This window comes from Enterobacter dykesii, assembly GCF_008364625.2.
Classification (GTDB): domain Bacteria; phylum Pseudomonadota; class Gammaproteobacteria; order Enterobacterales; family Enterobacteriaceae; genus Enterobacter; species Enterobacter dykesii.
Map to the genome: position 1 here is coordinate 940,710 of NZ_CP126604.1, position 25,071 is coordinate 965,780.

Annotated in this window: 23 protein-coding genes; 19 read left to right on the forward strand and 4 right to left on the reverse strand. The window is 57.2% G+C overall.

The annotated features are described in order from the left end of the window. The first annotated feature begins 122 nt into the window (after nucleotides 1-122). The 7 genes from phoB (at nucleotide 123) to F0320_RS04405 (ending at nucleotide 11,357) form a co-directional block, all read left to right on the forward strand. Nucleotides 123-812 (forward strand): phosphate response regulator transcription factor PhoB, encoded by a 690-nt coding sequence (phoB, locus tag F0320_RS04375; RefSeq protein ID WP_008503265.1) that lies wholly within the window; start codon nucleotides 123-125, stop codon nucleotides 810-812. A gap of 21 nt (nucleotides 813-833) precedes the next feature. Then, a complete protein-coding gene (gene phoR, locus F0320_RS04380; protein WP_126329120.1) occupies nucleotides 834-2,129 on the forward strand; it encodes a phosphate regulon sensor histidine kinase PhoR in 1,296 nt (431 codons plus the stop codon). A gap of 409 nt (nucleotides 2,130-2,538) precedes the next feature. Next, on the forward strand, nucleotides 2,539-3,858 hold the full coding sequence (gene brnQ, locus F0320_RS04385; protein WP_023310545.1) for a branched-chain amino acid transporter carrier protein BrnQ: 1,320 nt from the start codon (nucleotides 2,539-2,541) through the stop codon (nucleotides 3,856-3,858). A gap of 81 nt (nucleotides 3,859-3,939) precedes the next feature. Then, the gene (gene proY, locus F0320_RS04390) at nucleotides 3,940-5,313 is read left to right on the forward strand and encodes a proline-specific permease ProY (RefSeq protein WP_008503261.1); all 1,374 of its coding nucleotides are present in this window, start codon (nucleotides 3,940-3,942) and stop codon (nucleotides 5,311-5,313) included. Between the two features lie 140 nt (nucleotides 5,314-5,453). Then, on the forward strand, nucleotides 5,454-7,271 hold the full coding sequence (malZ, locus tag F0320_RS04395) for a maltodextrin glucosidase (protein WP_126329119.1): 1,818 nt from the start codon (nucleotides 5,454-5,456) through the stop codon (nucleotides 7,269-7,271). 88 nt (nucleotides 7,272-7,359) lie between these two features. Further along, nucleotides 7,360-9,975, forward strand: coding sequence for a DUF2339 domain-containing protein (locus F0320_RS04400; protein WP_126329118.1), 2,616 nt, complete (start codon nucleotides 7,360-7,362; stop codon nucleotides 9,973-9,975). Then, nucleotides 9,972-11,357, forward strand: a complete 1,386-nt coding sequence (locus tag F0320_RS04405; RefSeq protein WP_126329117.1) for a DUF3999 family protein — start codon at nucleotides 9,972-9,974, stop codon at nucleotides 11,355-11,357. Before F0320_RS04400 ends, F0320_RS04405 begins: the two co-directional genes overlap by 4 nt. Before the next feature lie 43 nt (nucleotides 11,358-11,400). Here the strand turns inward: F0320_RS04405 and F0320_RS04410 are convergent, their stop codons facing one another. After that, nucleotides 11,401-12,003: a peroxiredoxin gene (locus F0320_RS04410; protein ID WP_014168840.1), complete on the reverse strand. Its 603-nt coding sequence runs from the start codon at nucleotides 12,001-12,003 to the stop codon at nucleotides 11,401-11,403. 127 nt (nucleotides 12,004-12,130) lie between these two features. Then, nucleotides 12,131-12,712: an ACP phosphodiesterase gene (gene acpH, locus F0320_RS04415; RefSeq protein ID WP_126329116.1), complete on the reverse strand. Its 582-nt coding sequence runs from the start codon at nucleotides 12,710-12,712 to the stop codon at nucleotides 12,131-12,133. Between the two features lie 92 nt (nucleotides 12,713-12,804). Here acpH and queA point away from each other — a divergent pair, with 92 nt between their 5' ends. From queA to F0320_RS04450, 7 genes are all read left to right on the forward strand, one after another. Then, complete coding sequence (queA, locus tag F0320_RS04420; protein ID WP_126329115.1) at nucleotides 12,805-13,875, forward strand: tRNA preQ1(34) S-adenosylmethionine ribosyltransferase-isomerase QueA; 1,071 nt, start codon at nucleotides 12,805-12,807, stop codon at nucleotides 13,873-13,875. 53 nt (nucleotides 13,876-13,928) lie between these two features. Further along, nucleotides 13,929-15,056, forward strand: a complete 1,128-nt coding sequence (gene tgt / locus F0320_RS04425) for a tRNA guanosine(34) transglycosylase Tgt (RefSeq protein WP_003859110.1) — start codon at nucleotides 13,929-13,931, stop codon at nucleotides 15,054-15,056. A gap of 22 nt (nucleotides 15,057-15,078) precedes the next feature. Further along, nucleotides 15,079-15,411 carry a preprotein translocase subunit YajC gene (yajC, locus tag F0320_RS04430; protein WP_003859109.1) on the forward strand — a complete coding sequence of 111 codons (333 nt, stop codon included), beginning with the start codon at nucleotides 15,079-15,081 and terminating at the stop codon, nucleotides 15,409-15,411. A 27-nt stretch (nucleotides 15,412-15,438) separates the two neighbouring features. Continuing rightward, on the forward strand, nucleotides 15,439-17,286 hold the full coding sequence (gene secD, locus F0320_RS04435; RefSeq protein WP_071787442.1) for a protein translocase subunit SecD: 1,848 nt from the start codon (nucleotides 15,439-15,441) through the stop codon (nucleotides 17,284-17,286). Nucleotides 17,287-17,296: 10 nt separating this feature from the next. After that, on the forward strand, nucleotides 17,297-18,268 hold the full coding sequence (secF, locus tag F0320_RS04440; protein ID WP_023310552.1) for a protein translocase subunit SecF: 972 nt from the start codon (nucleotides 17,297-17,299) through the stop codon (nucleotides 18,266-18,268). Nucleotides 18,269-18,410: 142 nt separating this feature from the next. After that, on the forward strand, nucleotides 18,411-18,776 hold the full coding sequence (locus F0320_RS04445; RefSeq protein ID WP_126329114.1) for a VOC family protein: 366 nt from the start codon (nucleotides 18,411-18,413) through the stop codon (nucleotides 18,774-18,776). Between the two features lie 14 nt (nucleotides 18,777-18,790). Further along, complete coding sequence (locus F0320_RS04450; protein WP_126329113.1) at nucleotides 18,791-19,471, forward strand: helix-turn-helix transcriptional regulator; 681 nt, start codon at nucleotides 18,791-18,793, stop codon at nucleotides 19,469-19,471. A gap of 119 nt (nucleotides 19,472-19,590) precedes the next feature. On the opposite strand, the gene F0320_RS04455 is transcribed toward F0320_RS04450, so the two are convergent. Further along, nucleotides 19,591-20,469: a nucleoside-specific channel-forming protein Tsx gene (locus tag F0320_RS04455; protein ID WP_047650659.1), complete on the reverse strand. Its 879-nt coding sequence runs from the start codon at nucleotides 20,467-20,469 to the stop codon at nucleotides 19,591-19,593. 267 nt (nucleotides 20,470-20,736) lie between these two features. Continuing rightward, the gene (locus F0320_RS04460) at nucleotides 20,737-21,276 is read right to left on the reverse strand and encodes a DUF3251 domain-containing protein (RefSeq protein WP_047650660.1); all 540 of its coding nucleotides are present in this window, start codon (nucleotides 21,274-21,276) and stop codon (nucleotides 20,737-20,739) included. Between the two features lie 152 nt (nucleotides 21,277-21,428). Between F0320_RS04460 and nrdR the strand changes: the two genes are divergently transcribed. The 5 genes from nrdR (at nucleotide 21,429) to thiL (ending at nucleotide 25,034) form a co-directional block, all read left to right on the forward strand. After that, a complete protein-coding gene (gene nrdR / locus F0320_RS04465; protein ID WP_008503337.1) occupies nucleotides 21,429-21,878 on the forward strand; it encodes a transcriptional regulator NrdR in 450 nt (149 codons plus the stop codon). A gap of 4 nt (nucleotides 21,879-21,882) precedes the next feature. Further along, nucleotides 21,883-22,986 carry a bifunctional diaminohydroxyphosphoribosylaminopyrimidine deaminase/5-amino-6-(5-phosphoribosylamino)uracil reductase RibD gene (ribD, locus tag F0320_RS04470; protein WP_126329112.1) on the forward strand — a complete coding sequence of 368 codons (1,104 nt, stop codon included), beginning with the start codon at nucleotides 21,883-21,885 and terminating at the stop codon, nucleotides 22,984-22,986. Between the two features lie 87 nt (nucleotides 22,987-23,073). Beyond that, entirely contained in the window at nucleotides 23,074-23,544 is a 471-nt protein-coding gene (ribH, locus tag F0320_RS04475) for a 6,7-dimethyl-8-ribityllumazine synthase (RefSeq protein ID WP_006176874.1), read from the forward strand. Between the two features lie 21 nt (nucleotides 23,545-23,565). Continuing rightward, nucleotides 23,566-23,985: a transcription antitermination factor NusB gene (nusB, locus tag F0320_RS04480; protein ID WP_006809908.1), complete on the forward strand. Its 420-nt coding sequence runs from the start codon at nucleotides 23,566-23,568 to the stop codon at nucleotides 23,983-23,985. Between the two features lie 77 nt (nucleotides 23,986-24,062). After that, nucleotides 24,063-25,034, forward strand: a complete 972-nt coding sequence (thiL, locus tag F0320_RS04485) for a thiamine-phosphate kinase (RefSeq protein ID WP_033144764.1) — start codon at nucleotides 24,063-24,065, stop codon at nucleotides 25,032-25,034. The last annotated feature ends 37 nt before the right edge of the window (nucleotides 25,035-25,071 follow it).

Consider the following 25,071-nt stretch of genomic DNA (forward strand, 5'->3'; position numbering starts at 1 on the left):
GTAATAAAACAACGGTTTGCCCGTTATCGTGGTACTGTTTTTCATAAATCTGTCATAAATCTGACGCATAATGGCGCCGAATTACAAACTTGTAACGTAAATAAGATAAGACAGGGCAAAGTATGGCGAGACGTATTCTGGTCGTAGAAGATGAAGCTCCAATTCGTGAAATGGTGTGCTTCGTGCTCGAGCAAAACGGCTTCCAGCCGGTTGAAGCGGAAGATTATGACAGCGCAGTGAACCAGCTGAATGAACCCTGGCCCGATCTGATTCTGCTGGACTGGATGTTGCCCGGCGGCTCCGGACTGCAGTTTATCAAACACCTGAAGCGTGAGGCGCTGACCCGCGACATCCCGGTTGTGATGCTCACGGCGCGCGGAGAAGAAGAGGATCGCGTGCGCGGTCTGGAGACCGGCGCGGACGATTACATTACTAAACCGTTCTCCCCAAAAGAGCTGGTTGCCCGCATTAAAGCCGTGATGCGCCGTATTTCGCCGATGGCGGTGGAAGAGGTGATAGAGATGCAGGGGCTGAGCCTTGATCCCACCTCACACCGCGTGATGACCGGTGAAAATCCCCTCGACATGGGGCCTACCGAATTTAAACTACTGCACTTCTTTATGACCCACCCGGAACGCGTGTACAGCCGCGAGCAGTTGCTGAATAACGTCTGGGGAACTAACGTGTATGTCGAAGACCGGACGGTTGACGTACATATTCGCCGCCTGCGAAAAGCGCTGGAACTGAGCGGCCACGATCGCATGGTGCAGACGGTCCGCGGCACGGGTTATCGTTTTTCTACCCGTTTCTGAACAATGACAGGAGTGTGACGCGTGCTGGAACGTCTGTCATGGAAAAGGCTCGTCTTTGAACTGATCTTATGCTGTATTCCGGCCTTCATTCTGGGGGCCTTTCTTGGACACCTGCCGTGGTTTCTGCTGGCGTCGGTCACCGGGCTGCTGATCTGGCATTTCTGGAACCTGCTGCGCCTCTCCTGGTGGCTGTGGGTTGACCGAAGTATGACGCCGCCGCCGGGAAGCGGCAGCTGGGAGCCGCTGCTGTACGGTCTGCATCAGATGCAGATGCGTAATAAAAAGCGCCGCCGCGAGCTGGGGAGCCTGATTAAGCGTTTTCGCAGCGGCGCAGAGTCGCTGCCGGATGCCGTGATTCTGACGACCGAAGAAGGGACCATCTTCTGGTGTAACGGCCTGGCGCAACAGCTGCTGGGCCTGCGCTGGCCCGACGACAATGGCCAGAATATCCTCAACCTTCTGCGCTATCCCGAGTTCACGCTGTATCTGAAAAAGCGTGATTTTACCCGTCCGCACAATCTGAAGCTCAATAATGGTCGCCATCTGGAAATCCGCGTGATGCCCTACAGCGATAAGCAGTGGCTGATGGTGGCGCGCGATGTCACCCAGATGTACCAGTTGGAAGGGGCGCGTCGCAACTTCTTCGCCAACGTCAGCCACGAACTGCGAACCCCGCTAACCGTGCTTCAGGGCTACCTGGAGATGATGCAGGAGCAAACGCTTGAAGGCGCGCCGCGTGAAAAAGCGCTGCACACCATGCGCGAGCAAACGCACCGGATGGAAGGGCTGGTGAAGCAGCTGCTGACGCTCTCGAAGATTGAAGCGGCGCCAACGCTTGCGCTAAATGACACTATTGATGTCCCGATGATGCTGCGGGTCGTGGAGCGTGAAGCGCAGACGTTAAGCCACAAAAAGCATCACCTGACTTTTGAAGTCGACAACACGCTGAAGGTATTAGGCAGCGAAGATGAGCTGCGCAGCGCCATTTCCAACCTGGTGTATAACGCGGTGAATCATACGCCGGAGGGGACGGATATCGTGGTGCGCTGGCAGCATACCCAAACTGGGGCTGAGTTTAGCGTGGAAGACAACGGGCCGGGGATTGCGCCTGAGCATATTCCGCGTCTGACCGAGCGCTTTTACCGTGTGGATAAGGCGCGATCCCGGCAAACAGGCGGAAGCGGCCTGGGGCTGGCAATTGTGAAACACGCGGTCAATCACCATGAAAGCCGTCTCGATATTCAGAGTACGCTGGGTAAAGGAACCCGCTTCAGCTTCGTTATCCCGGAACGATTAATTGCCAAAAAGATCGCCTGACGGCAGGCGTGTCATTTTACCTTTCCACGGGTCAGCGTCTGCTGGCCCGTTTGCTTTGCAGCCAGGCGAAACGCGGATGAATTATATACGGCTGACGGTTTTTTGTTCGCATGATTAGCCATGGGTTTTTCTTATAAATAGCGTATTGTTCTGAGTCGTATTTTCATGCTGGCATATTGTTCTGGTTTTACGATCCCACCTTGCCTTTAAACGTTATAAGCGTTTAAATTGCGCCCCAGATACTGTCAGACCGACTGTATTTGCGTGGTAAATCGAAAAACTATTCTTCTCCACGCCAGGACGGGAGCATTTCCCGCTGAAATTGAGCAAATTTTCGGCTGTATCGTCCCGTCAGGGATATCGAAAATCTCAATGTTTTCAACACCACATCCACAGGCAGTAAGGTTTTATGACCCATCACTTAAAATCGCGTGACATCATCGCGCTGGGCTTTATGACATTTGCGCTGTTCGTTGGCGCAGGCAACATCATTTTCCCTCCAATGGTTGGCCTACAGGCGGGTGAACACGTCTGGACCGCCGCGTTTGGTTTCCTGATTACTGCCGTGGGTCTGCCGGTTCTGACCGTCGTCGCGCTCGCGAAAGTCGGCGGCGGTGTGGATAGCCTCAGCACCCCGATTGGCAAAGTGGCGGGCGTTCTGCTGGCAACCGTCTGCTATCTGGCCGTGGGGCCGCTGTTTGCCACCCCGCGTACCGCGACCGTTTCCTTCGAAGTGGGGATTGCTCCCCTGACCGGTGACGGTGCGATGCCGCTGTTCATCTACAGTCTGATCTACTTCGCGATCGTGATTCTGGTTTCCCTCTATCCGGGCAAGCTGCTGGATACCGTGGGTAACTTCCTGGCTCCGCTGAAAATTGTGGCGCTGATTGTCCTGGCGGTTGCGGCCATCGTCTGGCCAGCGGGCCCGATTAGCGACGCGATGGACGCCTATAAAAACGCCGCGTTCTCTAACGGCTTTGTGAACGGCTACCTGACGATGGATACGCTGGGCGCGATGGTGTTTGGTATCGTTATCGTTAACGCCGCGCGTTCCCGCGGTGTGACCGAAGCGCGTCTGCTGACCCGCTACACCATCTGGGCTGGCCTGATGGCCGGCGTGGGGCTGACGCTGCTGTATCTGGCGCTGTTCCGTCTGGGGTCCGATAGCGCCATGCTGGTTGAGCAGAACGCCAACGGTGCGGCTATCCTGCACGCCTACGTTCAGCACACCTTCGGCGGTGCGGGCAGTATGCTGCTGGCAGCGCTCATCTTCCTGGCCTGTCTGGTCACCGCGGTTGGCCTGACCTGCGCCTGCGCAGAGTTCTTTGCGCAGTATCTGCCGCTTTCTTACCGCACCCTGGTGTTTATCCTCGGTATCTTCTCCATGGCAGTGTCCAACCTCGGTCTGAGCCACCTGATTCAGGTCTCTATTCCGGTGCTGACGGCAATTTACCCGCCGTGTATCGTGCTGGTGGTGCTGAGCTTTACTCGCCCGTGGTGGAACAACTCTTCACGAATTATTGCGCCAGCCATGTTTATCAGCCTGATTTTTGGTATCCTTGACGGGATTAAAGCATCAGCTTTCGCGCACATACTGCCGGCATGGACACAGCGTCTGCCGCTGTCCGAGCAGGGTCTGGCCTGGTTGATGCCTACCGTTGTTGCACTGGTTCTGGCGATTATCTGGGACCGTGCTGCAGGGCGTCAGGTCGCATCGAACGCTCATTAATCAACGGCAACAAACTGTTTAACCACGGGGCTTAAGGCCCCGTGGTTTTTTGTTTTTTTCGTGTTGAATGGCAAGATTTAAATGGAAAGCACTAACAAACTTAAACGTGGATTGAGCACGCGCCACATCCGCTTTATGGCGCTGGGCTCGGCTATCGGCACCGGTCTTTTTTATGGCTCGGCAGATGCCATCAAAATGGCCGGTCCCAGCGTTTTGCTGGCGTACATCATCGGCGGCGTGGCGGCGTATATCATCATGCGCGCCCTCGGCGAAATGTCGGTTCACAACCCGTCCGCCAGCTCTTTCTCCCGCTATGCGCAGGAAAACCTCGGCCCGCTGGCCGGGTTTATCACCGGCTGGACCTACTGCTTCGAAATCCTGATTGTGGCGATTGCCGACGTGACGGCGTTTGGCATCTATATGGGCGTCTGGTTCCCGGCGGTACCGCACTGGATTTGGGTCCTGAGCGTGGTGCTAATAATCTGTGCCGTCAACCTGATGAGCGTGAAGGTGTTTGGCGAGCTGGAGTTCTGGTTCTCCTTCTTCAAGGTCGCCACCATCATCATCATGATTGTGGCCGGTTTCGGCATCATCATCTGGGGAATCGGTAACGGCGGGCAGCCGACCGGGATCCATAACCTCTGGAGCAACGGTGGCTTCTTCAGCAACGGCTGGCTCGGGATGGTGATGTCGCTGCAGATGGTGATGTTCGCCTACGGCGGCATCGAGATTATCGGTATTACCGCCGGGGAAGCGAAAGATCCGGAGAAATCCATTCCGCGCGCCATCAACTCTGTGCCGATGCGTATTCTGGTGTTCTACGTGGGTACGCTTTTCGTGATTATGTCTATCTACCCGTGGAATCAGGTCGGCACCAACGGTAGCCCGTTTGTTCTGACCTTCCAGCATATGGGGATTGCCTTTGCGGCCAGCATTCTGAACTTTGTGGTGCTCACCGCGTCGCTTTCCGCGATCAATAGTGACGTCTTTGGCGTGGGCCGTATGCTGCACGGCATGGCGGAGCAGGGCAGTGCGCCGAAGGTGTTTGCCAAAACCTCACGCCGCGGCACGCCGTGGGTAACCGTTGTGGTGATGACCGTAGCGCTGCTGTTCTCGGTTTACCTGAACTACATCATGCCGGAGAACGTCTTCCTGGTGATCGCATCGCTGGCGACCTTCGCGACGGTGTGGGTGTGGATTATGATCCTGCTGTCGCAGATTGCGTTCCGCCGCCGTCTGTCGCCGGATGAGGCGAAAGCGCTGAAGTTCAAAGTACCTGGCGGGGTGGCAACCACCGTCGTCGGGCTGATATTCCTGGTGTTTATCATTGGCCTGATTGGCTACCATCCGGATACCCGCATTTCCCTGTACGTGGGCTGCGCGTGGATCGTCCTGCTGCTGGTGGGCTGGGTGTTTAAATGCCGCCGTGACCGTCAGCTGGCGGAAGCGCAGTAATATTTTTATTCCCTCTCCCTGTGGGAGAGGGGATTTTTGCCTCATCCTCCTTTCTCCTCCCCCAATAATCCCGAACGTGATGAGCTATCCTTAACCACCCTGTGGCAAGGTGACGTCAATTTCATCAGAGGGGATTCGTGATGTTAAACGCCTGGCACCTTCCGGTTGCCCCATTTGTTAAGCAAAACAAAGACAACCTTGTGATTACGCTCTGGCTGGCGGGGGAAAATCAGCCTGAACGCGTGACGCTCCGCGCCGAAATAGATAACGAAGAGACCGGGTTGAAAATGCACAAGCTGCGCAGCCAGCCGCAGCCTGGGATCACGGCGTGGCGGGCGAATATCGACCTGAGCAGCGGGCAGCCGCGCCGCCGTTATAGCTTTAAGCTTTTGTGGAATAACCGCCAGCTGTGGTTTACCCCGCAGGGGTTTAGCCGTTTCCCGCCTGCACGGCTGGAGCAGTTTGCGGTCGATTACCCGGATAGCGGCCCGCAGTGGGTTAACGATCAGGTGTTTTACCAGATTTTCCCGGACCGTTTTGCGCGCAGCGAAAAACGCACTGCCGACCAGGATAAGATCTATCACCACCATGCGGCGGGCCACGACATTATCCTGAAAGCGTGGGATGAGCCGTTAACCGCACAGGCGGGCGGCTCGACGTTTTACGGCGGCGATCTCGACGGCATCAGCGAAAAGCTACCGTACCTGAAAAAGCTCGGCGTGACGGCGCTGTACCTCAACCCGGTGTTTAAAGCCCCGAGCGTGCACAAATACGATACAGAGGATTATCGCCACGTTGACGAACAGTTTGGCGGTGACGAGGCGCTGCTGCGCCTGCGCAAGAACACCCAAAACGAAAGCATGCGCCTGATTCTGGACGGCGTGTTCAACCACAGCGGAGATTCGCACGCCTGGTTTGACCGCCATAACCAGTCGATGGGCGGGGCATGTCATAACCCGGAGTCGCCGCAGCGCGACTGGTACAGCTTTAACGAGGAGGGCCGCGCGCTGGACTGGCTGGGTTACGCCAGCCTGCCGAAGCTGGATTTCCAGTCGCCAACGCTCGTGAATGAAATCTACGGCGGTGAAGACAGCATCGTCCGTCACTGGCTAAAGGCGCCGTGGAATATGGACGGCTGGCGGCTGGACGTGGTGCATATGCTCGGCGAAGCGGGCGGGGCGCGGAATAACCTTCAGCACGTCGCCGGGATTACGCGTTCGGCGAAAGTGGCCCAGCCGGAGGCGTTCGTCTTTGGCGAGCACTTCGGCGACGCGCGCCAGTGGCTGCAGAACGATGCGGAAGATGCGGCGATGAACTATCGCGGCTTTACCTTCCCGCTGTGGGGATTCCTCGCTAACACCGATATTTCCTACGACCCGAATCATATCGACGCTGAAACCTGCATGGCGTGGATGGAGAACTATCGCGCCGGCCTGTCCCATCAGCAGCAGCTGCGGATGTTCAACCAGCTCGATAGCCACGATACCGCCCGCTTTAAATCCCTGCTCGGCAAGGATGTGGCGCGTCTGCCGCTGGCGGTGACCTGGCTCTTCACCTGGCCGGGCGTGCCGTGCATCTATTATGGTGACGAAGTGGGGCTGGACGGCAACAACGATCCGTTCTGCCGCAAAACCTTCCCGTGGGAGCCAGAGAAGCAGGACAAGGTGCTGTTCAGCCTGTATCAGCGGCTGGCGAGGCTGCGTAAGCAGAGTCTCGCCCTGCGCTACGGCGGCTGCCAGGTGGTATACGGCCACGATAACGTGGTGGTGTTTGCTCGCGTCTATAACCAGCAGCGCGTGCTGGTGGCGATCAACCGGGGCGAGGCCTGCGAAGTGGTGCTGGATGATTCACCGCTGCTGAAGGTGGCGGCGTGGAAGAATAAAGAGGGCAAGGCGACGATACAGGACGGCGTGCTGGCGCTGCCTGCGGTATCCGCGACGATCTGGTTCGGCAGCTAAGACCTGCTAATGTTTACACCTTTTAAGATGGCGTAAATGCAACTATTTGTGTCAATCTTAACAGATCGTTTACGGTGAAGGTGGAAACATGGACGAGCTTTACATCCTTGGCTGTTTGTTCCTGGTATTTGCGCTGGTGGTTGCGCCCGTGCTTGCGGTTATTGGCTTTAATCGAAGTACGGCGGCGCGACAGGAGATCGCCCTGCTGCGACAGCGCATTGAGGCGCTTGAGCAGCGCGGCGTGCCTGAAAGCGCGCCGGAGCCGATGCAGCCTACCGCGCCAGTGGCTGTGACCGCGCCGGCGGTAGAGGACGCTCCCGCGCCTGTCGACCCCTGGCGTTCCGATACTCCCGCAGCCGGGGCAGAACCCGCCCCGGCCCCGGCGCCTGCGGCAAAACAGCCTTCTGCCTTTGGCGGCATGCTGACGTCGCTGGTGCGCTGGTTTATGCAGGGTAATCCGCTGGCGAAGCTGGGCATCCTGCTGCTCTTCCTTGGTCTTTCATTCCTGCTGCGCTATACCGTCGAACATTCCCTGTTCCCGCTTGAGCTGCGCCTCGTGGCAACGGCGCTGTTTGCCATCGTTCTGCTGGCGGTGGGGTGGCGGCTGCGGCACAGGCAGCGCGTCTATGCGCTGATCCTCCAGGGCGGGGCGACCGGCGTGCTCTACCTGACGGTGTTTGGCGCGTTTCGGCTCTGGCAAATGCTGCCGATGACGCTGGCCTTTGCGCTGCTGGTGGTGATATGCGCGGCGAGCGTCGGGCTGGCGGTGCTGCAGAAGGCGCTGAGCCTTGCCATGCTGGCGAGCCTCGGCGGGTATCTTGCGCCGCTGCTGTTGTCTACCGGGGGCGGCAGCTTTGTCGCGCTGTTCTCTTTCTATCTCCTGCTTTCCATCGGCATTCTCGTTATCAGTATCTGGCAGCACTGGCGCGAGCTGAATCTGCTCGGGCTGCTGTTTACGTTCGGCGTGGGCGGCCTGTGGGGGCTGAGTGACTACCAGCCTGAAGATTATTGGGTCTGCCAGCTGTTCCTGATTGCCAATACGCTGATATTCGGCGTCCTGAGCGTGGCGCTGTCGCTGCGGGCGCAGGAGAAAGGGAAGCAAATTATTGACGGCGTGCTGCTGTTTGCCCCGCCGCTGGTTGGTTTTGGAATGCAGTACGGCATGACCCGGCACTGGGAATATGGCCCGGCCCTGAGTGCGCTGGGATACGGCGCATTTTATCTTACCCTCGCGTTCCTCGCGCTACGTCGCTATCCCTCCCTCGGACGACCGCTGGTCATGGCGGCGCTGGCCATCGGCGGCGGGTTCGCGACGCTCGCCATTCCGCTGGCGCTGTCGGCGCGCTGGACGGCGATGGCCTGGGCGCTGGAAGGGCTGGGTATCCTCTGGCTGGGCGTGCAGCAGAACCAGCGTCGCATGAGCTATAGCGGGACGGCGCTGCTGGTGCTGGCGCTCGGCAGCGCGCTGTGGGCGCAAACGAATGGCGTTACGTCCCTGAGCCTGCTCCTTATCTTCGCCATCCTTAGCCTTTGCTGGCTGGCTGCGGCCTGGCTGTGGCGGACTCTCTATCTGCCGGTCAGCTGGGCGCTGCTGGCAGGCGGGCTGCTGTTCTGGCTCGTAGCGCTATTGGGCGCGTCGCGGATGGTGCTGAAGCACGAATTGCCGATTCTCGCAGGCGTGCTGGCGCTGACGGCGGCGTCGGCCTGGGGCTGGCGGCAGGCGGCTGCTCGTCTGGCGTGGCGGGAGCTGGATGTCAGTAAATGGCTGCTGTGGCCGGTTATGCTGCTGATGGTGGGGTATCAGCTCTGGCACCAGCAGATCGTTGCCGCCGGCTGGTCAAATCTCGCCTGGTGCGTTGCGCTTCCTGCCGCGCTGATGCTGCTGCGGCGCGACGGTGAAAGACTCCTGCCGCGCATCGCGATGGGGCTGCATCTGTCGCTGTTCTGGATGATTTTGCTGGCGCTGGCCGCCGAGCTTTACTGGTTTGCCCGGTCGTTGCCGTGGGGCATGGCGGCCTGGGGCAGCGGAGTAGCGATGGCCGCAGGCGGCGGGGTGATTATGGCGCTTTCTGCAGCCGTACGGCGTCGCGTTTGGCCGTTCCGGGAGTGGCCTGCGCTCTACGCCTGCCTGGCGCCGATCCCTGCCGTCGTGGCGCTGCTGATATTGCTGGTGGTGACCAATTTCCAGGACGGCGTGGTCTATCGTCAGACCTGGCTGCCGTTGGTAAACCCGCTTGAGGAAGGCGCGGCGTTCGCGCTGCTGGGGCTGGTGGTCTTTTATCGGGCGGTAGATCGCTACTATCCGGCATGGCTTGCGCAAGCGCGTCCGTGGCCCGCCGTCGCGATTATGGCGTTTGGCTTCTGGTGGCTAAACGGTGCGCTGATGCGCGCCCTGGCCTGGTACGGCGACGTAGCCTGGAATATGGCATCGCTGTGGGATTCGCGGCTTATCCAGACCAGTTTTGCCCTGTTCTGGATGCTGAGCGCGCTGGTGGTCATGATCCATGCCACCCGTCGGGCTTCCCGGCAGGAGTGGCTCTGCGGTGCCGCGCTGCTGGGTGTGGTGATGGCTAAACTGATGCTGGTGGACAGCGCGGGCGGAGGCGGTTTGTCGCGCGCGGTGGCGTTTATCGGCGTGGCGATACTGGTTCTGATCGTGGGGTATTTCTCACCGCTACCGCCCAAAACAGGAGATGAAAAATGAAATGGATGAAAGCGGTAGCCTGTACCGCGCTGCTGGCGCTTTCCGGCCCGGCGTTTTGCGACGAGGGACAAACGGAATCGCCCCGGGACTATGCTTATGGTCGTTCGCTCGATACGTCGGTTCCTTCCCAGTGGTATCGGGTGCTGCTGCTGCTCGCCGTCTATGAGCAGAGCTCGTCGCCGGATCTGCATGATGTCCGCGTCTTTAACCAGTCGGGCGAGCCGGTTCCCTTCAGCCTGGTCAGCGCGACGCGTCCGCAGGCGCCAGCGCAATCCACCGTGCTGCGCCTCTTCCCGCTGGACGCCTCGCCGCTTGCGGCTTCGCAAGGATCCGGTGACAGCGATAAGATCCTGCTCCGTTCCCGAAACGGCGTTGAGATTGTGCTGGAGGGGCAAAAAGCCGCCGCAGCCGGGCAACATTATCTGCTGACCTTGCCGGAAAAGGCGACGGGCGAGATCGCTATATCCCAGCTGCAGCTGCTCTGGAATACCCCGCAGATGCCGTGGCAGGGAACGGCATCGCTCTATTACAGCGAGGATCTTAAGCGCTGGTATACCCTGCGCGAGGATATGCCCTTGCTGGACGTCGTCAGCGGTCAGGATCGTCTTAAGCTCGATCGGATCGATACCGATACGGTTTTATCTCCCGATGCGAATCGCTATCTCATGGTGGTGCTGAATGCGCAGAGCCAGGGGATAACCTTGACCGGCGTTAACGCAATCAGCGCACCTGCCCAGGCGGCCCCGGAAGCTATCGTTCTTGAGGGCGAAGGGGAACAGCTATCGACAAGCGAAGCGCAGTGGCACTGGGCGCGACCGCAGCCGCTGAGTGCTGTCAGCATTTCACTGAACGGCGATGGCGTCCTTCCCGTGGAGATAGCGTGGCGGAGTACGGAGAAAGACGCATGGCACCCCCTGAAGAAAGAGGTCCTTTACCGTCTTGAGGGAAAAACGTCGCCACCGGTTTCGCTTCACGGGGGGCTGGTGCAGGCCGTGAAAATCACGACGCTGAATGCGCGTCTGCCGGAATACCTGCCGAGCGTCACGGGCCATCGCGATCGCTATGACCTGGTGTTCAACGCGCAGGGGAAAGCGCCCTACGTGCTCGCCTGGGGCAATGGAGCGGCTAAGCAGGCCAGCGTGGAGCCCGATATGCTGATCCCGGCCGACCTGCGCAAGACCTATGATATGGCGAACCTGCCGCAGGCCGACATTCAGGATAATGTCGCATTAGGCGGCGAGGAGCGTCTGACCGCTACCTCTGCGGCCGAGCGGGAGAGCAGGATGAACACCCTGCTGGTATGGGGCGTGCTGATTGCGGGAGTGATTCTGCTGGCGGGCATGGCCTGGCGCATCTGGCGGGAGACGCAGCGTAAGGCATAAAAAAAGGCCCGCATAAGCGGGCCTTTTTCGTAAACCGTGCCGATTACAGGCTGGATACGTTCTCAGACAGGTATTTAGCCACGCCGTCTGGAGACGCGTTCATGCCTTCTTTACCTTTTTCCCACTGAGCCGGGCACACTTCGCCGTGCTCTTCGTGGAACTGCAGCGCGTCAACCATGCGCAGCATTTCGTCGATGTTACGACCCAGCGGCAGATCGTTCACAACCTGGTGACGAACGATGCCGTTTGCGTCGATCAGGAAGGAACCACGCAGCGCAACGCCAGCGTCCGGATGTTCGATACCGTAAGCCTGCTGGATTTCGCGTTTGATGTCCGCAACCATTGCGTATTTCACCGCACCGATGCCGCCTTTGTCGACAGGGGTGTTACGCCATGCGTTGTGTACAAATTCAGAGTCGAAGGAGACGCCAACAACTTCCACGCCACGCTTCTGGAATTCTTCATAACGTTTGTCGAATGCGATCAGCTCAGACGGGCAAACGAAAGTGAAGTCCATTGGCCAGAAGAACAGAACGGTCGCTTTACCGTTGGTGTGCTGTTTGAAGTTGAAGTTTTCAACGATTTCACCGTTGCCCAGAACTGCTGCAGCTGTAAAATCCGGAGCCGGACGAGTTACCAGAACCATATGATTCTCCTGTAGATACTAAGGTTATTTGGAACGCAACGCGAGCCAGTATAGAGAGTGTGCATGGATAAGACAAAGAGGTGGTGACAATCGTTCCGCCAGCTTTTACCTATCAATGTGAATTCTGTTACAGCTGTTTGTTTTTCGCCTGCGCCATCATGCGCGGGTAAAACTGCCAGAAACGCGCTTCCAGCGCATCGTAATGTTCATCCAGGTCATACCAGGAGTCGCGCAGCGCATCCAGCCGCGGACGACGGCTCGCCATCCCGTTCAACACGCTCTGGATGAAGTCCATTTCGCGATAGCGCTCCAGCCAGCGTTCCGACCACAGATAGTTATTCAGATTCACAAAGCGCGGCGGCGAGTCGGGCAGAATGATCGACACCTGCTGGTGGGCATAGCGCACAAACGCCGGCAAGGGCATCTCCGGCGACAGCTGTTCCCAGTGGCGCGACAGAAAGTGGTCCCACATCACGTCGAGCGTGATCGGCGCAACGCGGCGCGTTTCAGGGCGAAACCACGCTTTGGCTTCCGTCACTTCCGGCAGCTTGTCGGTCAGCACGTCGATGCGGCGGTGCATAAAAATCCCGTCGACAACCTCAGGGGAGTAGTCCTCAGCCGGGTTGCCGCGTACGAAATCGGCCAGCAAATTGCCGGACAGGGAGCTGTTAGCGAGGTGAGCGAGATGCAGGTGAGCGAGAAAATTCATGCGTTTTATTTGTCCGGGGGCGGCTAGTTGTTGCAGCAAAAGGGTGTGAGCACTAGACTATGCCGCCTGTTTTTAAGTCACGAGTATACGTCATGCGCGTCGCCGATTTCTCCTTTGAACTACCTGAATCCCTGATTGCTCACTATCCCATGCCTGAGCGCAGCAGCTGTCGCTTACTGTCACTGGATGGGCCAACGGGCGAGCTGACGCACGGTACTTTCACCGATTTGCTCGACAAGCTCAACCCTGGCGATCTGCTGGTCTTTAACAATACCCGCGTGATCCCGGCGCGCCTGTTTGGCCGTAAGGCCAGCGGCGGCAAGATTGAAGTGCTGGTCGAACGTATGCTCGATGATAAACGTATTCTGGCACATATTCGCGCTTCCAAGGCGCCGAAGCCGGGCGCTGAACTGCTGCTGGGCGATGATGAGAGCATCAAAGCGACCATGACCGCGCGCCACGATGCGTTGTTTGAGGTGGCGTTCGATGACGAGCGCACGGTGCTCGATATCCTGAACGCCATCGGCCACATGCCGCTGCCGCCGTATATTGAGCGTCCGGATGAAGAGGCCGACCGCGAGCTGTACCAGACCGTCTACAGCCAGAAGCCTGGCGCCGTCGCGGCACCAACCGCGGGCCTGCATTTTGATGAGCCGCTGCTGGAGAAACTGCGCGCGAAGGGCGTGGAGATGGCGTTCGTGACGCTACACGTCGGCGCGGGGACCTTCCAGCCGGTGCGCGTGGACAGCATTGAAGATCACATCATGCACTCTGAGTATGCCGAAGTGCCTCAGGACGTGGTGGACGCGGTGCTGGCGGCGAAAGCGCGCGGTAGCCGCGTCGTGGCGGTCGGTACAACGTCCGTGCGCTCACTCGAGAGCGCCGCACAGGCAGCGAAGAACGATCTTATCGAGCCGTTCTTCGGCGATACGCAGATCTTTATCTACCCGGGCTATCAGTACAAAGTGATTGACGCGCTGGTGACCAACTTCCATCTGCCTGAATCAACGCTGATTATGCTGGTGTCGGCATTTGCCGGTTACCAGCATACGATGGCGGCCTACAAGTCTGCGGTAGAACAAAAATATCGCTTTTTTAGCTACGGGGACGCGATGTTTATCACGTACAATCCGCTGGCTTTGAATGAGCGTGTCGGGGAATAAGTCCGCGGCACCGTTTTACAACGTTGGACTGTTTTTCTGACGTCGGAGAAAAAATGAAATTTGAACTCGATACCACCGATGGCCGCGCGCGTCGCGGTCGCCTGGTGTTTGATCGCGGCGTGGTGGAAACCCCCGCGTTTATGCCTGTGGGCACGTACGGCACCGTAAAAGGGATGACGCCGGAAGAAGTAGAAGCCACTGGCGCACAGATTATCCTCGGCAACACCTTCCACCTGTGGCTGCGTCCGGGTCAGGAGATCATGAAGCTCCACGGCGATCTTCACGATTTCATGCAGTGGAAAGGTCCGATTCTGACCGACTCCGGCGGCTTCCAGGTCTTCAGCCTGGGCGATATCCGCAAGATCACCGAGCAGGGCGTACACTTCCGTAACCCGATTAACGGCGATCCTATTTTCCTCGATCCCGAAAAATCGATGGAGATTCAGTACGATCTCGGCTCTGACATCGTGATGATCTTCGACGAATGTACGCCGTACCCGGCTGACTGGGACTACGCAAAACGCTCCATGGAGATGTCTCTGCGCTGGGCGAAGCGTAGCCGTGACCGTTTTGACTCCCTGCAGAACAAAAATGCGCTGTTCGGCATTATCCAGGGCAGCGTTTACGAAGATTTACGCGATATCTCTGTTAAAGGTCTGGTAGAGATAGGTTTTGATGGCTACGCTGTCGGCGGTTTGGCTGTGGGTGAGCCGAAGGAAGACATGCACCGTATTCTGGAACATGTCTGCCCGCAAATCCCGGCGGATAAACCACGATACCTGATGGGCGTGGGTAAACCAGAAGATCTGGTTGAAGGCGTACGCCGCGGCATTGATATGTTCGACTGCGTCATGCCAACCCGCAACGCGCGTAACGGCCATTTGTTCGTTACCGATGGCGTGGTGAAAATCCGTAACGCGAAGCATAAGAGTGACACCAGCCCGCTCGATTCCGAGTGCGATTGCTATACCTGTCGCAATTATTCTCGCGCGTATCTGCATCATCTCGATCGTTGCAACGAGATTTTGGGCGCGCGTCTCAATACCATTCATAATCTTCGTTATTATCAGCGCTTAATGGCTGGTTTACGTAAGGCTATCGAAGAGGGTAAATTAGAGAGCTTCGTGACCGATTTCTACCAACGTCAGGGGCGGGATGTTCCACCGTTGAACGTTGATTAATTTTAATAATGAGGGAATTTGAATGAGCTTTTTTATTTCTGATGCGGTAGCGGCAACAGGTGCTCCAGCGCAGGGCAGCCCGATGTCTCTGATTCTGATGCTGGTTGTGTTCGGTCTGATCTTCTACTTCATGATCCTGCGTCCACAGCAGAAGCGCACCAAAGAGCACAAAAACCTGATGAACTCCATTGCGAAAGGCGATGAAGTACTGACTAACGGTGGTCTGGTGGGTCGCGTAACCAAAGTGGCTGAAAACGGCTACATTGCTATCGCCCTGAACGACACCACTGAAGTGGTCATCAAACGTGACTTCGTAGCTGCCGTTCTGCCGAAAGGCACCATGAAGGCGCTGTAATCCCAACTTTTCCCAAAGGGAACTGCCGTGTTAAACCGTTATCCTTTGTGGAAGTACATCATGCTGGTCGTCGTGATTCTCGTCGGCCTGCTGTACGCGCTTCCCAACCTGTATGGTGAGGATCCGGCTGTTCAAATCACTGGCGCGCGCGGTGTCGCCGCCAGTGAGCAAACGCTGATCCAGGTCCAGAAAACGTTACAAGAAGAAAAAATTACCGCTAAGTCTGTGGCTCTGGAAGAGGGTGCAATTCTTGCTCGCTTCGACACCACCGACACGCAGCTCCGCGCTCGCGAAGCGCTGATGGGCGTGCTGGGTGACAAATACGTCGTGGCGCTTAACCTTGCCCCTGCAACCCCGCGTTGGCTGGCTGCGATGAACGCAGAGCCAATGAAACTCGGCCTTGACCTGCGTGGCGGCGTTCACTTCCTGATGGAAGTGGATATGGATACCGCGCTCGGCAAGCTGCAGGAACAGAATATCGACAGCCTGCGCAGCGATCTGCGTGATAAAGGCATCGCTTACACCACCGTGCGTAAAGAAGATAACTACGGCATGAGCATCACGTTCCGCGACAGTGCGGCGCGCGATCAGGCTGTAGATTACCTGACCCAACGTCACCGTGACCTGGTGATCACCTCTCAGGGCAGCAACCAGCTGCGCGCGGTGATGACCGATGCGCGCCTGAAAGAAGCGCGTGAATATGCCGTTCAGCAGAACATCAACATTCTGCGTAACCGTGTAAACCAGCTTGGTGTGGCTGAGCCGCTGGTACAGCGTCAGGGTGCTGACCGTATCGTGGTTGAACTGCCGGGTATCCAGGATACCGCGCGTGCGAAAGAGATTCTGGGTGCGACCGCAACGCTGGAATTCCGTCTGGTGAACTCCAACGTCGATCAGTCCGCTGCTGCCGCAGGGCGTATTCCGGGTGACTCCGAAGTGAAACAGACCCGCGAAGGTCAGCCAGTTGTGCTGTACAAACGCGTGATTCTGACCGGTGACCACATCACCGACTCCACGTCGAGCCAGGACGAATACAACCAGCCGCAGGTTAACATCTCGCTGGATAGCGCGGGTGGTAACATCATGTCTAACTTCACCAAGGACAACATCGGTAAACCGATGGCAACCCTGTTCGTGGAGTACAAAGACAGCGGTAAGAAAGATGCGAACGGTCGTGCGGTGCTGGTGAAAGAGGAAGAGGTGATTAACATCGCCAATATCCAGTCTCGTCTGGGTAACAGCTTCCGTATCACCGGTATCAACAACCCGAACGAAGCGCGTCAGCTCTCTCTGCTGCTGCGTGCCGGTGCGCTGATTGCGCCAATTCAGATTGTTGAAGAACGTACCATTGGTCCAACTCTGGGTATGCAAAACATCCAGCAGGGTCTGGAAGCGTGTCTGGCCGGTCTGGTGGTTTCTATCCTCTTCATGATCTTCTTCTATAAGAAGTTTGGTCTGATTGCGACCTCCGCGCTGATCGCCAACCTGGTGCTGATCATCGGCATTATGTCCCTGCTGCCGGGGGCGACGCTGACCATGCCGGGCATTGCGGGTATCGTTCTGACTCTTGCGGTGGCGGTCGACGCCAACGTACTGATTAACGAACGTATCAAAGAAGAGTTGAGCAACGGTCGCTCTGTTCAGCAGGCGATTGACGAAGGCTATAAAGGCGCGTTCAGCTCCATCTTCGATGCGAACGTAACAACACTGATTAAGGTTCTTATCCTGTATGCAGTGGGTACTGGCGCGATCAAAGGCTTTGCGATTACAACCGGTATCGGTGTCGCAACGTCAATGTTTACCGCTATTGTCGGCACCCGTGCCATCGTGAACCTGCTGTACGGCGGCAAGCGCGTCAAAAAGCTGTCTATCTGAGGAGTGCGTTGTGGCACAGGAATATACTGTTGAACAATTGAACCACGGCCGTAAAGTCTGGGACTTTATGCGCTGGGACTACTGGGCCTTCGGCATTTCAGGTTTCCTGCTGATTCTGTCCATCGGCATTATGAGCGTGAAAGGCTTTAACTGGGGTCTGGATTTCACCGGCGGTACGGTCATCGAGATCTCCCTGGAAAAACCGGTCGATATGGACCAGATGCGTTTGTCTCTGCAGAAAGCGGGCTTTGAAGAGCCGCTGCTGCAGAACTTCGGCAGCAGCCGCGACATCATGGTGCGCATGCCACCGGTGCACGATGCCAACGGCAGCCAGGAGCTGGGCAGTAAGGTTGTTAGCGTGATTAACGAAACAACCAGCCAGAACGCGGCGGTTAAGCGTATTGAGTTCGTCGGCCCAAGCGTGGGTGCTGATCTGGCGCAGACCGGTGCGATGGCGCTGCTGGTGGCGCTGATCTCCATTCTGGTATACGTCGGTTTCCGCTTTGAGTGGCGACTGGCGGCCGGTGTGGTTATCGCTCTGGCGCACGACGTGGTAATCACTATGGGCATACTGTCGCTGTTCCACATTGAGATTGACCTGACGATTGTGGCATCCCTGATGTCCGTTATCGGTTACTCACTGAACGACAGTATCGTGGTATCTGACCGTATCCGTGAAAACTTCCGTAAGATCCGTCGCGGTACGCCGTACGAAATCTTTAACGTGTCGTTGACCCAGACGCTGCACCGTACCTTGATCACATCCGGTACCACCCTGATGGTGATCCTGATGCTGTTCCTCTTCGGTGGTCCGGTACTGGAAGGCTTCTCGCTGACCATGCTGATCGGTGTCACCATCGGTACGGCGTCGTCTATCTACGTCGCGTCCGCTCTGGCACTGAAACTTGGCATGAAGCGCGAGCACCTGCTCCAGCAGAAGGTCGAGAAAGAAGGGGCGGATCAGCCGTCCATTCTGCCGTAAGGCGACGTTTAGCGCGTTATCGAAATCCCGGTCTGTTGACCGGGATTTTTTTTATCTGCTCCTGACAAACATTCCTGACACTATGCTGTCAGGAGCCCTGTCGTAGACTCCTTCTGAACCCTAATAACAGGCAGGAGGATGTATGAAAAGCGTCATTAACTGGTTTGAAATTCCGGTCGCGGATATGGATCGCGCTATCAAATTTTATGAGTCGGTGATGCAGCTCGCGCTGCGTCGCGAGAAAATGGACTGCGCGGAGCTGGCCGTTTTCCCGCATGAGGATCCGGGTACCGGCGGGGCGCTGGCAAAATTTGACGGCGTTACACCGTCTTTGCAGGGCGCTATTATTTACCTGCATACTGACAATCTGGCGGCCACGCTCGATCGCATCGCCTCTGCGGGCGGCGAGTGCGTGTTTGGCCCGCTGGAACTGCCGCATGGCATTGGCACTATCGCATTGTTTACCGACAGCGAGGGTAACCGCGTCGGCCTCCATCAACCTGCCTGAGAGCGGACTAAGATATGACCCGACGCGCTGACCGTTTGTTTCAGATTGTGCAGATCCTGCGGGGCAGGCGTCTGACAACGGCAGCGCATCTGGCGGAACGGCTTGGCGTATCCGAGCGCACGGTCTACCGCGATATCCGCGACCTGTCGCTTTCCGGCGTGCCGGTGGAAGGTGAGGCGGGGAGCGGATATCGGCTGATGTCGGGTTTTGACCTGCCGCCGCTGATGCTGACGAATAGGGAGTCCGAGGCGCTGATCGTCGCGATTCGCCTGCTCAAAACCTGGGGAGGTGAATCGCTGTCGCGCGAGCTGGAGTCGGCTCAGGAGAAGGTGCTGGCTATCCTGCCCGAGGAGAGTCGTCGAAAGGCGGAGCAGACGCGGATCTACGCCCCGGATTTTTGCATGCAAAGCCACTCCCGCAGCGATTTTGACAGGATCCATCAGGCGATTTCCGCCCAGCGCGTGCTGGCGCTGCATTACCGTGATGAAGCCGGACAGCTCTCGAAGCGCGAGGTGCAGCCGCTGGGCTTGTTCTTCTGGGGAGAGCGCTGGCTGCTGGCTGCGTGGTGCGAACGGCGCGATGACTATCGCTGTTTCCGGCTCGACCGATGCCTCAATATTTTGCAGACGGAGAGGCGGTTTAGCGAAAGTGCGGACAGGTCTCTGGCAGATTTTTTGCGCAAGGTTAAGCAGTAAAAAGCCGGGCGGCGAGGTAAAAGCAAAACGGCAACGTGTGTTGCCGTTTTGTGTGTTTACGCCCTCTCCCACGGGAGAGGGGCGGGGTGAGGGCATCAGCCCGCACAATCCCGCACTGATTAGAAGTTGTAACCTACAACCAGGTAACCACCCCAACCGGTTGAACGGACGTTTTCTTTCATCCAGTTCAGATCGGCATCGTCGTTCCACTGTCCACCGTTGTGCCAGTAACGCGCCACAACAGAATAGTGCCAGTGATCGTAGTTCAGCGCCAGGATGTGGCTGGAGGCGATGGAGTCGTTGGTACGCTGCTTAATACCGTTCTCTGCGTAACCGCTCTTATCGCCCAGCTCTGAACCCCAGTCGAAGTTGGTGAAGCCGATGTAGCTCAGGTTACCGCCCCACAGCTGGGTGATTGGCACAAAGTATTTCACTTTGAAACGATAGCCATCCCATTCGTTCTGGTTTTCAGCACCGTAGTTCTGCCACTGGTATTTCGCGTACACGTTCAGGGACAGGCTCATTGGCAGTCCGGTATCAACGTCGGTACCCAGACCCATGTACCAGGTGCTCTGACGACCGGACGCGTTGCGGCCCATGTCGTAGATATAGTTGTTCGCGAAGTACCACTCTTTGAACGGACCGAAGCTCAGGTCGGTGCCGGTCAGCTTGTCGATGGAGAAGCGTGGTTCGATCTCCATGAACAGCGGAGAACCGTGGTTCCAGATACCTTTTGCCTGCGTGTTACCGCCGAAGAAGACCGGAGCATCCATATAGCCGTAGAAATCAAACCAGTCTTTCTTGGCGAATGCTTCGTATTCCAGGTAGGTATCGTTGCGGATCTGTGGTCCGAAACGGGTGTGGTAGCTGCCGACAACGTTAACGCTCTGGTGCCACCAGTCGGAGAGGTATTGTGGTTTATCGTTTTCCGCTGCGTTAACAGTGAAAGAGGAGGACAGTGCCAGCACGGCGCCAGCTGCGAGTAATGTTTTTTTCATAATCATGCCACTGATTGAAATTCCCTTTCGGGAGTGAAAAATGCGCGAATTGCGTTTCTAAATATTTCGTGTTTCTGCGGTGCCTATTATAGGAATCCCTGCTCACAAAAATATGTGTTGTTTCACATATCTCTCACACGCGTAATCGATTGCGTTCACGTTTGCGTACTTTAAACGGGCGGGATTGTAGCGGCAATCATTTATGTTGCCAATCCATACGAAATGTAAATGTTAGCGGAGTGACATTTCACTCCGCTAAAAGGAGGGTTACTGCGCGGCGGGCTGGATATCGTGAATGCGGATGAAACCTAACTGTTCCGGAGTCAGTCCGTTAAGCTGCAGCGGAATATCAACATCGCTCGGAGCCAGCACGCTGGCTGGTGCGGTGAATAGCTGACTGTTAACATTCACCTCCTGGTAATTCTCCGTGGTGCCCTGGATCTGGCCCCACTCGACGGTGCCGCTGAAGGCTGGAAGCGGATCGTTGGACTCGCCCTGAATGCGTAATGTTGCGCGAGTACCATTTGCATTCGCCGCCACATTCACCAGAGACATTTTCAGCGTGCCAATCTGACTGTTGAGCCGCGCAGGCGTATTCGCACCCGGCAGGAGATAAACCCCGCTGCTGGATTTGGCGTTCAGCGCGTTTTGCTGGGTGATCTTCACCGTTTCTTTGTTCAGTTTGTCCATCGCCGTATTGAGCGTATTCACGCTCTGTTTCATCTGACGGACTTCGGTTTGCTGTGCACAGGCGCTAAGGGTGAAGAGGCTCCCCACCAGCAAAATTTTAAGGTAACGTCTTGTCATTGCGTTTATTTCCTTGAAATAACGGATCGCCTTAATGGTAGCCAGCATCATCGTGTCAGACATAGATCCTTTGTCTCAAAAAGCTCTTCCTTTGTTGTCAGGCCAGATCAGGGTAAAATGAAAATTAGTTAACCACATAACAGGGATACCGTATGCATTGCCCATTCTGCTCCGCTGTGGATACCAAAGTCATCGACTCTCGTCTTGTGGGCGAAGGGTCATCCGTACGCCGTCGTCGGCAGTGTCTGGTGTGCAACGAGCGTTTCACGACCTTTGAGGTTGCAGAGCTGGTAATGCCGCGCGTGGTGAAAAGCAACGACGTGCGCGAGCCGTTTAACGAAGAGAAACTGCGCAGCGGGATGCTGAAGGCCCTGGAAAAACGTCCCGTCAGCGCGGATGACGTTGAGATGGCGTTAAACCACATAAAATCTTATCTTCGTGGTTTGGGTGAGCGTGAAGTGCCGAGCAAAATGATCGGCAACCTGGTGATGGAGCAGTTGAAAAAGCTCGATAAGGTCGCCTATATCCGCTTCGCCTCGGTCTACCGCAGCTTCGAAGACATCAAAGAGTTTGGCGAAGAGATCGCCCGCTTACAGGATTAAGCTCATGCAGGATGAGATTTACATGGCGAGAGCCATGAAGCTGGCGCAGCGCGGTCGTTTTACTACCCATCCCAACCCGAACGTCGGGTGCGTTATCGTTAAAGATGGCGAGATCGTGGGCGAAGGTTTCCATTACCGCGCGGGCGAGCCCCATGCTGAGGTTCATGCCCTGCGCATGGCGGGAGAAAAGGCTCGCGGGGCTACGGCCTACGTCACGCTTGAGCCGTGCAGCCATCACGGCCGTACGCCGCCGTGCTGCGAAGCGCTGATCGCGGCGGGCGTGTCGCGCGTGATCGCCTCGATGCAGGACCCAAATCCGCAGGTGGCCGGACGCGGTCTGTACCGCCTGCAGCAGGAAGGCATTGACGTCAGCCATGGGCTGATGATGCAGGACGCGGAAGCGATCAACAAAGGCTTTCTGAAGCGCATGCGCACGGGGTTCCCGTATATTCAGCTCAAGCTGGGCGCCTCGCTGGACGGCCGTACGGCGATGGCAAACGGCGAAAGCCAGTGGGTAACCTCACCACAGGCAAGGCGCGATGTGCAACGTCTGCGCGCACAAAGCCATGCTATCCTCACCAGCAGTGAAACCGTTCTGGCTGACGATCCGGCCATGACCGTGCGCTGGGACGAACTGAATGCCGATACCCAGGCGCTGTACCCGCAGGAGAACCTGCGCCAGCCGCTGCGTATTATCATTGATAGCCAGAACCGCGTGACGCCGGAGCACCGCATCGTCCAGCAGCCGGGTGAAACCTGGATTGCCCGCACTAAAGAAGATACGCGCGAATGGCCGGAAGGCGTGCGCAGCATTATGGTGCCGGAGCATAACGGTCATCTGGATTTGGTGGTGCTGATGATGCTGCTCGGCAAGCAGCAGGTGAACAGCATCTGGGTTGAAGCGGGGCCAACGCTCGCCGGTGCGCTCTTGCAGGCCGGGCTGGTGGATGAACTGCTTGTTTACGTTGCGCCTAAACTCTTAGGTCACGACGCGCGCGGCCTGTTTGTGCTGCCCGGCCTTGAAAAACTGGCCGACGCACCGCAACTCAAATTTAACGAGATTCGTCCGGTAGGTCCGGATGTCTGCCTCCACTTAACGACAGCGTAATTGCTCCTGAAATAGGGAAGCAGTGCGCAAAGTATTATGATAAAATCCGCCCCCCTGCGGGGCCAAATGAACCCGTAAAGGAAGAGTATGAACATTATTGAAGCTGCTGTAGCTACCCCGGACGCTCGCGTCGCCATCACCATTGCGCGTTTCAACAACTTCATCAACGACAGCCTGCTGGAAGGTGCGATTGACGCCCTGAAACGTATCGGCCAGGTTAAAGATGACAACATTACCGTTGTTTGGGTTCCAGGCGCTTACGAACTGCCACTGGCGGCGGGCGCGCTGGCGAAAACCGGTAAATACGACGCGGTGATTGCGCTGGGTACCGTTATTCGTGGCGGCACTGCGCACTTCGAATACGTTGCGGGCGGTGCAAGCAACGGTCTGGCACACGTTGCGCAGGATGCTGAAATTCCTGTCGCGTTCGGCGTGCTGACCACCGAAAGTATTGAACAAGCCATCGAACGTGCTGGCACCAAAGCCGGTAACAAAGGTGCAGAAGCTGCACTGACCGCGCTTGAAATGATCAATGTATTGAAAGCCATCAAGGCCTGATTTTTTTGTAAGGGGAATTCCGTGAAACCTGCTGCTCGTCGCCGCGCCCGTGAATGTGCCGTCCAGGCACTTTACTCCTGGCAGTTGTCCCAGAACGACATCGCTGATGTTGAATACCAGTTCCTGTCAGAACAGGACGTGAAAGACGTTGACGTTCTGTACTTCCGCGAACTGCTGTCGGGAGTGGCGACTAATAGCGCGTATCTCGATGGCCTGATGAAGCCATACCTGTCCCGTCTGCTCGAAGAGCTGGGCCAGGTGGAAAAAGCAGTGTTGCGTATCGCGCTGTTTGAGCTGTCTAAACGTGATGATGTGCCGTATAAAGTGGCCATCAACGAAGCGATCGAACTGGCGAAAACCTTCGGCGCTGAAGACAGCCACAAGTTTGTAAACGGCGTACTTGATAAAGCAGCACCTGCGATCCGTCCCCACAAAAAGTGATCCGCAAACCGGAGTCCTGCATTGCCTGACGGGCAGTGTGGCTCCGGTTTTTTCTTTTATTTGCTGAGGCATAACGTATGGCATGCGGCGAATTCTCCCTGATTGCCCGTTATTTCGACCGTGTCAGAACCTCTCGTCTTGATGTTGAAACCGGCATTGGCGATGACTGTGCACTTCTCAATATTCCCGAAAAACAGACGCTGGCAATCAGCACCGACACCCTGGTGTGCGGCCGTCATTTCTTACCGGATATCGATCCTGCCGATCTGGCGTATAAGGCCCTGGCGGTTAACGTCAGCGATCTGGCGGCGATGGGGGCCGATCCCGCGTGGCTGACGCTGGCTCTGACCCTGCCAGAGGTGGATGAAGCCTGGCTGGAAGCCTTTAGCGATGCGCTGTTTGAGCAGCTTAGCTATTACGATATGCAGCTGATTGGCGGCGACACAACTGCCGGTCCGCTGTCGATGACGCTGGCGATCCACGGCTACGTGCCGCTCGGCCGCGCGCTGAAGCGCTCGGGCGCAAAACCGGGCGACTGGATCTACGTGACCGGTACGCCGGGCGACAGCGCGGCAGGGCTGGCGATTCTGCAGAACCGTTTAACGGTTGAAGATGCTGACGACGCGGCGTATCTGGTGAAACGCCATCTGCGGCCAACGCCGCGTATTTTGCACGGCCAGGCGCTGCGCGAACGGGCAAGCTCGGCTATCGATCTCTCTGACGGGCTGATCTCAGACCTCGGGCATATCCTGAAGGCCAGCGGCGTCGGCGCGCGCGTTGACCTGGATCTCTTCCCGCTGTCTGAGCAACTGCTTCGCCATGTAGAGCCTGAGCAGGCGCTGCGCTGGGCGCTGTCCGGTGGTGAAGACTACGAGCTGTGCTTCACGGTGCCTGAGCTCAACCGCGGAACGCTGGACGTGGCGTTAGCGCATCTCGGCGCGAAGTTTACCTGCATCGGTCAGATCATGCCGGAGAGCGAAGGGCTGAAGTTTGTGAAAGACGGTGCGCCGGTTACGCTGGACTGGAAAGGGTACGATCACTTCGCGTGAGTTTGTGCGATCTGTATTGCCGGGTGGCGGCTCCGCC